This is a genomic window from Pseudomonas sp. 21, assembly GCF_000955805.1.
Taxonomy (GTDB): Bacteria; Pseudomonadota; Gammaproteobacteria; order Pseudomonadales; family Pseudomonadaceae; genus Pseudomonas.
In genome coordinates this window covers 431239-441259 of sequence record NZ_JYOA01000007.1, presented here as the reverse complement: position 1 = coordinate 441259, position 10021 = coordinate 431239, and the positions used below count along the sequence as shown (strand labels likewise).

General features: G+C 65.8%; 9 protein-coding genes. 6 read left to right on the top strand and 3 right to left on the bottom strand.

The features are described 5' to 3' along the window. Window positions 1–44: 44 nt before the first annotated feature. Both UB43_RS17560 and UB43_RS17555 read right to left on the bottom strand, forming a co-directional pair. Entirely contained in the window at window positions 45–995 is a 951-nt protein-coding gene (locus UB43_RS17560) for a homoserine kinase (RefSeq protein ID WP_045213415.1), read from the bottom strand. A 34-nt stretch (window positions 996–1029) separates the two neighbouring features. After that, window positions 1030–1317, bottom strand: a complete 288-nt coding sequence (locus tag UB43_RS17555; protein ID WP_045213413.1) for a DUF2782 domain-containing protein — start codon at window positions 1315–1317, stop codon at window positions 1030–1032. 74 nt (window positions 1318–1391) lie between these two features. Here UB43_RS17555 and polA point away from each other — a divergent pair, with 74 nt between their 5' ends. Further along, window positions 1392–4142, top strand: a complete 2751-nt coding sequence (gene polA, locus UB43_RS17550; protein WP_045213411.1) for a DNA polymerase I — start codon at window positions 1392–1394, stop codon at window positions 4140–4142. Window positions 4143–4419: 277 nt separating this feature from the next. Here polA and yihA read toward each other — a convergent pair whose 3' ends face one another. Beyond that, window positions 4420–5082, bottom strand: coding sequence for a ribosome biogenesis GTP-binding protein YihA/YsxC (gene yihA / locus UB43_RS17545; RefSeq protein WP_045213409.1), 663 nt, complete (start codon window positions 5080–5082; stop codon window positions 4420–4422). Between the two features lie 180 nt (window positions 5083–5262). Here yihA and UB43_RS17540 point away from each other — a divergent pair, with 180 nt between their 5' ends. The 5 genes from UB43_RS17540 to UB43_RS17520 all read left to right on the top strand — a co-directional run bounded on the left by UB43_RS17540 (window position 5263) and on the right by UB43_RS17520 (window position 9915). Beyond that, on the top strand, window positions 5263–5553 hold the full coding sequence (locus UB43_RS17540; RefSeq protein ID WP_017521244.1) for a cytochrome c5 family protein: 291 nt from the start codon (window positions 5263–5265) through the stop codon (window positions 5551–5553). Between the two features lie 46 nt (window positions 5554–5599). Beyond that, window positions 5600–6205: a cytochrome c gene (locus tag UB43_RS17535; RefSeq protein WP_045213406.1), complete on the top strand. Its 606-nt coding sequence runs from the start codon at window positions 5600–5602 to the stop codon at window positions 6203–6205. A gap of 180 nt (window positions 6206–6385) precedes the next feature. Continuing rightward, window positions 6386–7027: a thiol:disulfide interchange protein DsbA/DsbL gene (locus UB43_RS17530; protein WP_045213404.1), complete on the top strand. Its 642-nt coding sequence runs from the start codon at window positions 6386–6388 to the stop codon at window positions 7025–7027. A gap of 12 nt (window positions 7028–7039) precedes the next feature. Continuing rightward, complete coding sequence (locus tag UB43_RS17525) at window positions 7040–7912, top strand: endonuclease/exonuclease/phosphatase family protein (protein ID WP_045213401.1); 873 nt, start codon at window positions 7040–7042, stop codon at window positions 7910–7912. Further along, window positions 7909–9915 (top strand): GGDEF domain-containing protein, encoded by a 2007-nt coding sequence (locus tag UB43_RS17520; protein WP_045213399.1) that lies wholly within the window; start codon window positions 7909–7911, stop codon window positions 9913–9915. Before UB43_RS17525 ends, UB43_RS17520 begins: the two co-directional genes overlap by 4 nt. Window positions 9916–10021 lie beyond the last annotated feature (106 nt).

Below are 10021 nucleotides of genomic sequence, written 5' to 3'. Positions count from 1 at the left end.
GCATGGCGCGCTCCTACAGGTGATGTTCGCTTGGGCCGAATGAGCTACAGCGCAAACGGCAGATGAATCCCCACCGTCTGCCGCTGCGCCAGGCGCCGTTCGAACTCGCTCGGGTCGTGGATCAGCACATCCTGCCCGGCGAACGCCTCGGCGGCGATCAGTCGCGAGAGCCAGAAGCGCACGCACGCCACCCGCAACATCTCCGGCCACAGCTCGGCTTCGAGTGCGGTGAACGGCCGCTTGGCCGCGTAGGCTGCCAGCAGTGCGCGCGCGCGCGGGCCGTCGAGGGCGCCGTCGTCGCTGGAGCACCAGTCGTTCACGGTGATCGCCAGGTCGTAGAGCATCCAGCCGGAACTGGCGTTGTAGAAATCGATCACTCCCGCCAGGTGCGGGCCGTCGAACAGCACATTGTCGCGGAACAGGTCGGCATGCAGGTTGGCGCGCGGCAGTGCCGGTTGTTCGGCGAGCAGGCGGGCGATCTCCTCCAGGGCATCGCCCAGCAGGGTCGCGGCGTTGCCGGACAGGTGCGATTGCATCGCCTCGCCTTCGTGCAGCATCCAGCTCAGGCCACGGTCGCTGGGGCGCTCGATGATCCGCTCGCGGGTGGCCAGGTGCAGGCGGGCCAGCAAGTTGCCGACCTCCTGACAGTGATGGTTGTTCGGTGAGCGTTCGTGGCGCCCGGCCAGGCGCGGCTGCAGCAACGCTGGCTTGCCTTCGAGCTGGCGCAGCGCCTCGCCGTCTTTCGTGCGCAGGGCGTAGGGGACCGGCAGGTCGGCTTCGTGCAGCACGTCGAGCAGTTCGATGAAGAACGGCATCTCCTGCACCGGGCCGCGCTCCACCAGGGTCAGGACGAATTCGCCCCGTTCCAGGCTGACGAAGAAGTTGCTGTTCTCCGATCCTTCGGCGATGCCACGAAAGTCCCGCAGGCGGCCGAGGCCGTAGGGGGCAAGGAAGTCTTCCAGGACCGGACGTTCCAGAGGCGTGAATACCGACATGCTCAATCCTCTGGAGCGTCGTGGTGGGGAGGGTTTACCAGCTGAAGATCTGCCACTGCGGAATCAGCTTGTCGGGCTGGTCCGAGCGGATGAAGTTGCCGTCGCTGCCGTCCTGGCGCACCAGGAAGTACGGCTTGCCGTGCTTGGGCACGACCTTGATGGCGTAGAGGAATCCGTTCACGCGGTATTCCTGGATGGTCTTGTCGCCCTCCTGGCGGATGGTCACATCCGGTTCCGGCGTCGGGGCATCGTCCGCCGCCAACACGGTGGTTGCGCCAAGACCCAGCAGAGCGGCGAGCAACAGGCGGTTCAACGTACGCATGATAACCTTGTCCCTTTGTCGAATTGGCTACGGACATTTTAGCCCGAGCCCTTCTGAAAAGGTTGATTCCCCTCATGAGCCAAGCACCCCTCGTCCTCGTGGACGGCTCGTCCTATCTGTATCGCGCTTTCCATGCCCTGCCGCCGCTGATGACCTCCACCGGCATGCCCACGGGTGCGGTGAAGGGCGTGCTGAACATGCTCAAGAGCCTGCGCAAGCAGTACCCGGACAGCCCCTTCGCGGTGGTCTTCGATGCCAAGGGCGGGACCTTCCGCGACGAGATGTTTGCCGAATACAAGGCCAATCGCCCCTCGATGCCGGACGAGCTGCGGGTGCAGGTGGAGCCGCTGCACGCCACCGTGCGCGCCCTCGGCCTGCCCCTGCTCTGCGTGGAAGGCGTGGAAGCGGACGACGTGATCGGTACCCTGGCCCGGCAGAGCGCGGCCGGAGGCCGGGCGGTGGTGATCTCCACCGGCGACAAGGACATGGCACAGCTGGTCGACGGGCACATTACGCTGGTCAACACCATGACCGGTAGCGTGCTCGATGTGGATGGCGTTAAGGAGAAATTCGGTGTCGGTCCTGAGCTGATCATCGATTACCTGGCGCTGATGGGCGACAAGGTCGACAACATTCCCGGCGTGCCCGGTGTCGGCGAGAAGACCGCCCTCGGCCTGCTCACGGGTGTCGGCGGTGGCCTCGATGTGCTCTACGCCAGCCTGGACAAGGTGCCCGAACTGCCCATCCGCGGCGCCAAGGGCCTGCCGGCCAAGCTCGAAGAGCACAAGGACATGGCCTACCTGTCCTACCAGCTCGCCACCATCAAGTGCGATGTCGAACTGAACATCGAGATCGATGCCCTGCACCCCGGCGAGCCGGACCGCGAGGCGCTGACCGAGCTGTACCGCACCCTGGAATTCAAGACCGGGCTGGACGACCTGCAACGCCAGGCGGCCAAGGCCGGAACCCCCCGGCTGGCGCTGGAAGAGGCCCCGGCTGCGGCGGCAGAGAAGCTCTACGAGATCGTCCTGGAACAAGCGCAGTTCGACGCCTGGCTGAAGAAGCTGGAAGCCGCCGACCTGATCGCCTTCGACACCGAGACCACCAGCCTCGACCCGCAGCAGGCGCAGGTCGTGGGTGTGTCCTTTGCCGTGAAGGAAGGCGAGGCCGCCTACGTGCCCCTGGCCCACAGTTATATGGGCGTGCCGGCGCAGCTGGACCGCGACGCGGTGCTCAAGGCCCTCAAGCCGCTGCTGGAAGACCCGAAGAAGCGCAAGGTTGGCCAGCACGCCAAGTACGACATGAACGTCCTGGCCAACGCTTCGACGCCCATCGCTGTGCAGGGCATCGCCTACGACACCATGCTCGAATCCTACGTGCTGGACTCCACCGCGACCCGCCACGACATGGACAGCCTGGCGCTGAAATACCTCGGTCACAGCACCATTCGCTTCGAGGACATCGCCGGCAAGGGCGCCAAGCAGCTGACCTTCGACCAGATCGCCCTGGAACAGGCCGGCCCCTACGCGGCTGAAGACGCCGACGTGACCCTGCGCCTGCACCAGACGCTGTGGCAGAAGCTGGAAGCCATCCCGTCGCTGGCCAAGGTACTGACCGAGATCGAGATGCCGCTGGTGCCGGTGCTGGCGCGCATCGAGCGCAACGGCGCGTTCGTGGACGCCAACCTGCTGGGCAAGCAGAGCGTCGAACTGGGCGAGAAGATGGTCGAGTTGCAGCGCCAGGCCTTTGAGCTGGCGGGCGAGGAATTCAACCTCGGCTCGCCCAAGCAGCTGGGCGCCATCCTGTATGAAAAGCTCGGCCTGCCGGTGCTGTCGAAGACCGCCACCGGCCAGCCGTCCACCGCCGAGAACGTCCTCGCCGAGCTGGCCGAGCAGGATTACGAGCTGCCCAAGGTGATCATGCAGTACCGCTCCCTGAGCAAGCTCAAGAGCACCTACACCGACAAGCTGCCGGAGCAGATCAACCCGCGCACCGGGCGCATCCACACCAGTTACCACCAGGCGGTGGCGGCCACTGGTCGGCTGTCCTCCAGCGACCCGAACCTGCAGAACATCCCGATCCGTACCGCCGAGGGCCGGCGCATCCGCCAGGCCTTCGTTGCGCCCAAGGGCTACAAGCTGCTGGCGGCGGACTATTCGCAGATCGAACTGCGCATCATGGCCCACCTGGCCAAGGACGAGGGCCTGCTGGACGCCTTCCGCCACGACCGCGACGTGCACCGCGCCACTGCCGCCGAAGTCTTCGGCGTACCGCTGGACGAGGTGACGGGTGACCAGCGCCGCAGCGCCAAGGCGATCAACTTCGGCCTGATCTACGGCATGAGCGCCTTCGGCCTGGCCAAGCAGATCGGCGTCGAGCGCAAGGAGGCCCAGGCCTACATCGACCGCTACTTCGCCCGCTACCCGGGCGTGCTGGCCTACATGGAGCGCACCCGCGCCCAGGCCGCCGAGCAGGGCTTCGTCGAAACCCTCTTTGGCCGTCGCCTGTACCTGCCGGAAATCGCCTCGAAGAACGGCGCCATGCGCAAGGCCGCCGAGCGCACCGCGATCAACGCACCGATGCAGGGCACCGCGGCGGACATCATGAAACGCGCCATGGTGGCTGTGGATAACTGGTTGCAGGCGAGCGGCATCGATGCCCGCGTCATCCTCCAGGTACACGACGAACTGGTGCTGGAAGTGCGCGAGGACCTGGTGGATCAGGTCCGTGATAGCATTCGGCCGCTAATGAGCGGCGCGGCGGAGCTGGACGTACCGCTGGTCGTCGAAGCCGGTGTCGGGGCGAACTGGGACGAGGCGCACTGAGGACTGGACGAACGGTCGCAAGGCCCGCCAGCCGGGCCTTCTGGCACGATTGTTCAAGCGCTTCCGGGCTGGCCTGAAAAAAACTTTTGTGACCCGCTGAACTTTCCCGCGTGGAGCCGAGTCAGAACTCGTGAATGGCTGGTGAAGCCCTTCGATGCTCCTTTGCAGTGTTTAGTGTTGGCAGATTACTGGACCCCGCCCTAGCGGTCCGGACTTAAACCCCGAACTTCCCCCTCCCCATACGAAGCTCGGGGTTTTTTTTGCCTGCGATTTGGCCTCAGGCCTCCTCGCCGGCCTCCTCTTCTTCCTCGTCCAGCAGCCCCAGCCAGCCGGCCAGGACCAGTTGCGCCTCTTCCACGCCCTGGCGCTTGGGCGCCGAGAACAGCTGCAGGGTGGCGACATCGCCCCAGCCGTCGAGGATTTCCTTGCGGGTCTTGAGCAGCGCGTTCTTCGCCGCGCCGTAGGCCAGCTTGTCGGCCTTGGTCAGCAGCACGTGGATCGGCAGCTGGCTGGCCTGCGCCCAGTCGAGCATCAGGCGGTCGAAATCGGTCAGCGGGTGGCGGATATCCATCATCAGCACCACGCCGGCTAGCGCATTGCGGCTGGAGAGATAAGCTTCCAGGTGCTGCTGCCAGTGCAGCTTCAGCGGGATCGGCACCTTGGCGTAGCCGTAGCCGGGCAGGTCGACCAGGCGACGTTCGTCATCCAGGCGGAAGAAGTTCAGCAACTGGGTGCGGCCGGGGGTCTTGGAGGTCCGCGCCAGGTTCGCGTGGGTCAGCGCATTCAGCGCGCTGGACTTGCCCGCGTTGGAGCGGCCGGCGAAGGCGACTTCCAGGCCGGAATCTTCCGGGCACTGGTTCACCTTGGCGGCCGAGATGAGGAAAGTGGCCTGTTGGCAGAGGCCGAGAATCGGGTTTTTCGTAGCGTTATTCGAGGACATGGGTAACTTCGCGGCGGGTGCGACGCGGTGTCGCGGGGGGCGGTTTCGTTTCCGTTTGGGCATCTGAAGTATATAATGCCGCGGATTTTGTGTGCGCTTTATCCCCCAGGGTCGAGCCACACGGGAACGTTGGAGTCCGCGCAATCAAGAACGCGGATGTTCCCTGCGATGAGGATAATCATGAAGAAACTGCTGTTCGCAGCCATCGTTGCCGCGCTGGCATCCAGTGCCCTGGCGGCCCAGGATCCGGAAGCCGTTTTCAACAGAGCCTGTGGCGCCTGCCACAATGGTCAGTTGCCAATGGCGCCGAAAAAGGGCGACGCCGCCGCTTGGAAGCCACGCCTGGACAAGGGCATGGACACGCTGGTGCAACATGTGACCAACGGTTTCAACGCGATGCCGCCTCGCGGCCTGTGCACCGACTGCAGCGCCGAGGATTACCAGACAATTATCCAGTGGATGTCGAAGTAACTCCCAGGCCTTACTCTTTCACCCTTAGCCGTTATTGGATTAGCTGATGAACAAATTGATCGTGAGTCTGCTGTTGACCCTGGGTCTTGTCGGTGTGGCGAACGCCGCTGGCGATGCCAAGGCCGGTCAGGCGAAAGCTGCTGTCTGTGGTGCCTGCCACGGCGCCGATGGCAACAGCATGGCGCCCAACTTCCCGAAACTGGCCGGGCAGGGTGAGCGTTACCTGCTCAAGCAGATGCACGACATCAAGGACGGCAAGCGCACCGTGCTGGAAATGACCGGCCTGCTGACCAACCTCAGCGACGAGGACCTGGCCGACATCGCCGCCTACTTCTCCAGCCAGAACGGCAGCGTCGGCGCCGCCGATCCCAAGCTGGTCGCCCAGGGTGAAGCCCTGTTCCGCGGCGGCAAGCTCGCCGAAGGCATGCCGGCCTGCACCGGTTGCCACAACCCGGCTGGCCAGGGCAACGCCGAAGCCGGTTTCCCGCACCTGGGTGGCCAGCACGCGGCCTACACCGCCAAGCAGCTGACCGCCTTCCGCGAAGGCGAGCGCACCAACGACGGCGACGCCATGATCATGCGCAGCATCGCCGGCAAGCTGTCCAACAAGGACATCGCCGCGATCTCCAGCTACATCGAAGGCCTGCACTAAGCAGCCTTTGTGGCGGAAACGCCAGATCGAAAAACTGCTTCGAAAAAAAGGGTGGCTTAGGCCGCCCTTTTTTGCATCCGCCCCCACTACAATGCTGGAACCGTGTCTGGCCCCTCTGGTCAAACCGCTTCATCCCGCCGCGCGGCAGCGTGGCGGTTCCGCTCAGCCAAGGAGTGAACCATGCGTAACCTGATTTTCACCGCCGCTCTTGCCTTCGCCGGCCTGTTCGCCGTCAACGCGAACGCCGCCGACTTCGAAGCTGGCAAGAACTACACCGAGCTGAACCAGGCCGTCCCGGTCTCCCAGCCCGGCAAGATCGAGGTGGTGGAGCTGTTCTGGTACGGCTGCCCGCACTGCTACGCGTTCGAACCGACCATCAACCCGTGGGTCGAGAAGCTGCCGGCCGACGTTCACTTCGTGCGCATTCCGGCCATGTTCGGCGGCTTGTGGAACATCCACGGCCAGCTGTTCCTGACCCTGGAATCCATGGGTGTGGAGAAGAAGGTGCACCACTCGATCTTCGAGAAGCTGCACAACAACCCGAAAGCCCTGACCACTCCGGAAGAAATGGCTGACTTCGTCGCCGAACAGGGCGTGGACAAGGACAAGTTCCTCAGCACCTATAACTCCTTCGCCATCAAGGGCCAGATCGAGAAGGCCAAGAAGCTGGCGATGGCCTACCAGATCAGTGGCGTGCCGACCCTGGTGGTCAATGGCAAGTACCGCTTCGACATCGGCTCGGCCGGTGGCCCGGACGAGGCGCTGCAGCTGGCTGACCAGCTGGTCGCCAAGGAACGCGCCAGCGCCAAGGCTGCCCAGTAAGGTCCGACGACGATGCTGCGCCGGCGGACTCGTGATCGTGTCGCGGGGGCCTGCATCCCGCGGGTGAATGCCGCCCATGGCACATCCGCCGGCCTGCCCGACGACGGCCGACTCCGCCTGCTCAGCTTCAACATCCAGGTCGGTATCAGTACCGAAAGGTACCGCCACTACCTGACCCGCGGCTGGCAGCACCTGCTGCCGGCCGCCGGGCGCGCCAGCAACCTGCAGCGCATCGGCGATCTGCTGCTGGACTACGACGTGGTCGCCCTGCAGGAAGCCGACGGCGGCAGTATCCGCTCCGGCAACATCAACCAGGTCGAACACCTGGCGCAGCTCGGTGCCTTCCCCTACTGGTACCAGCAGCTCAACCGCAATCTCGGGCGCATCGCCCAGCACAGCAACGGCCTGCTCAGCCGCCTGCAGCCCACCGCCCTGGAAGACCACCCGTTGCCCGGCCCGCCCGGTCGCGGCGCGATCCTCATGCGCTTCGGCGAAGGCAAGGACGCGCTGGCCGTGGTGATGATGCACCTGGCCCTCGGCGCGCGGACGCGTACCCGCCAGCTCGCCTACATCCGCGAGCTGCTGCAGGACTACCGCCACCACGTGCTGATGGGCGACATGAACACCCATGCCACCGACCTGCTGGAAAGCTCGCCGCTGCGCGACCTCCAGCTCATCGCCCCGCAGGTCGAGGCCACCTTCCCCAGCTGGCGCCCGCAGCGCTGCCTGGACCACATCCTGCTCAGTTCCGAGCTGGCGCTGGAACGCGTCAGTGTCCTCCCGCACCCGATTTCCGACCACCTGCCCGTGGCCGTGGAAATCCGCCTGCCGGATGCCCTGCGTTCGTCCTCGTCGCTCGCCTTGCGCGGCGAGGACCCTGAATGAGTCGCGACGACGACCAACGCTGGAAACAGAAATACCTGGACAACCTCGAGCAGCAGGAGAAGCTCGAGCGTCGCTGGGATGCCCGCCTCGACCTGCTGCGTCGCGGCCTGGTGCGCAGCAGCCTCGCCGCCGAAGGCAGCGACAAGGCGGTCGACGCGTGCATGAAGGAGCTGCGCGAGGTGCTGCGCCGCGACGAGATGGACGCCGGCCTGTCGCGCCTGATTCCGCAGCTGGAAAAAGCCGTGCTCGACTCCGAGCAGCGCCGCCAGCAGCGCGTCGAGCAGAACATCGCCGCCCTGGGCCAGCTGTCGCAGCAACTGCTGTCCCTGGACATGCCGGGCGACCTGCGCAAGCCGCTCAAGCGACTGGCCAAGGACATTCCCAGCCGTGGCAGTTCCTCCCGCGAACTCCCGGCCCTGCTGGCCGAGCTGAGCCGCCTGCAACGCCAGGTGCTGGATCATTTCGGCAACGGCGGCGGCGAGCAGCGCCCCGGCTTCCTGCAACGGCTGTTCGGCAGCCGGGACAGCGACGACGCGGACTCGCCGGAACCGGCGCCCACTGCGCCCGCTGCAATGGCAGAAGCAGCGCCCGCCGACGAAGCCGGGGTGGATGAGCCGCTGCCCATTGAAGCGCAACCTGCTGCACCTGCACCTGCACCTGCACCTGCACCTGCGGAGCCGATGGTCGTTGAAGCGGTCGCCGAACCTGCCGTGGAACGGGCCGAAGCCGTGGCTTTGGCTCCGGCGCCAGAGCCTGTCGCCGCACCGTCCCCGGCCGCGCCGCGCGAAGCCGTCGCCGTCGCGGAAGTGATGGTCCCGGCGCCCGCGGCGGCGTCTGCCGCCTACGACGATTCCAAACTGCTCGACAGCCTGCCGGTGCCGCCGGGCCTGTTCGGCACGCCGGACGAAGCGCGCCAGGCCAGCGACCCCTACGCCCTGCCGCCGCGCCCGGAGCCCGGCTACAGCGCCGTGGCGCCGCACATCGAGGCGAGCCTGCTGCGCCTGCTGGACGAGATGCACCTGCCGGCCGCCCAGCAGATCCAGGCCGAGGAACTGCGCTCGCGCATCCATGGCAGCCTCAACTGGTACGAACTGGTGCCGGTGCTGGATGACCTGGGCGTCCTTGTGCTGTCGCTCAACGACAGCGGCCAGCGCGAGTTCGAAGGTTACCTGCACCAGCTCAACGCGCGCCTGGCGGCCTTCCTTGACGGCCTGCAGGCGGTCCAGGATAACCACAGCGGCTCCAGCTCCAGCGCCCGCGACCTGGATGACACCCTGCGCGAACAGTTCAGCGGCCTGAAGGAAAGCGTGCTCGAGGCCACCGACCTGGAAGGCCTCAAGCGCAACGTCGAGTCGCGCCTGCAGGGGCTGGTCGGCACCATGGACCGCTTCCGCGAGGAGCGCGAAGTCCGTGAGCGCGAAGTGAGCGAGCGCATCCAGTCGCTGGTGACCCGTGTCGCCAGCATGGAAGAAGAAGCCCGTACCTTCCAGGCGAACATCGAGGACCAGCGCCAGAAGGCCATGACCGATGCCCTGACCGGCCTGCCCAACCGCGCCGCGCTGAGCGAGCGGCTGGAGCTGGAAGTCTCGCGCTGGGAACGCTACGGCGGTGACCTGCTGCTGGCGGTGCTCGACGTCGATCACTTCAAGCGCATCAACGACGACTTCGGCCACCTCGCCGGTGACAAGGTGCTGAAGATCATCGCCAACGAGCTGGCCAAGCGCGTGCGCAAGACCGACTTCATCGCCCGCTTCGGCGGCGAGGAGTTCGTCGTGCTGCTGCCCGCCACGCCGCTGGAAGGCGGACAGCAGCTGCTCGACGTGCTGCGTGGCGCCATCGAAGCCTGCCCGTTCCACTTCAAGGGGGAACGGTTGAGCATCACCTGCTCGGCGGGCCTCACGGCCTTCCGCGAGGGCGAGCGCGCCGAAGCCGTGTTCGAGCGCGCCGACCAGGCGCTGTACCGCGCCAAGCGCAGCGGGCGTAACCGTCTCGAAGTCGACTGAGCACACTGCCTTTCTTGTAGGAGCGAGCTTGCTCGCGAACCTCGGCGCCGCCGGTGAACATCGCGGACGGAGTCCGCTCCTACAGAAATCTCGGTTCCGTTCGGAC

Coding starts and splice junctions, on each gene's coding strand:
- UB43_RS17535 (WP_045213406.1), top strand. CDS start 5,600: ATGAACAAATTGATCGTGAGTCTGCTGTTGACCCTGGGTCTTGTCGGT.
- UB43_RS17555 (WP_045213413.1), bottom strand. CDS start 1,317: ATGCGTACGTTGAACCGCCTGTTGCTCGCCGCTCTGCTGGGTCTTGGC.
- yihA (WP_045213409.1), bottom strand. CDS start 5,082: ATGTCCTCGAATAACGCTACGAAAAACCCGATTCTCGGCCTCTGCCAA.
- UB43_RS17560 (WP_045213415.1), bottom strand. CDS start 995: ATGTCGGTATTCACGCCTCTGGAACGTCCGGTCCTGGAAGACTTCCTT.
- UB43_RS17525 (WP_045213401.1), top strand. CDS start 7,040: ATGCTGCGCCGGCGGACTCGTGATCGTGTCGCGGGGGCCTGCATCCCG.
- polA (WP_045213411.1), top strand. CDS start 1,392: ATGAGCCAAGCACCCCTCGTCCTCGTGGACGGCTCGTCCTATCTGTAT.
- UB43_RS17520 (WP_045213399.1), top strand. CDS start 7,909: ATGAGTCGCGACGACGACCAACGCTGGAAACAGAAATACCTGGACAAC.
- UB43_RS17540 (WP_017521244.1), top strand. CDS start 5,263: ATGAAGAAACTGCTGTTCGCAGCCATCGTTGCCGCGCTGGCATCCAGT.
- UB43_RS17530 (WP_045213404.1), top strand. CDS start 6,386: ATGCGTAACCTGATTTTCACCGCCGCTCTTGCCTTCGCCGGCCTGTTC.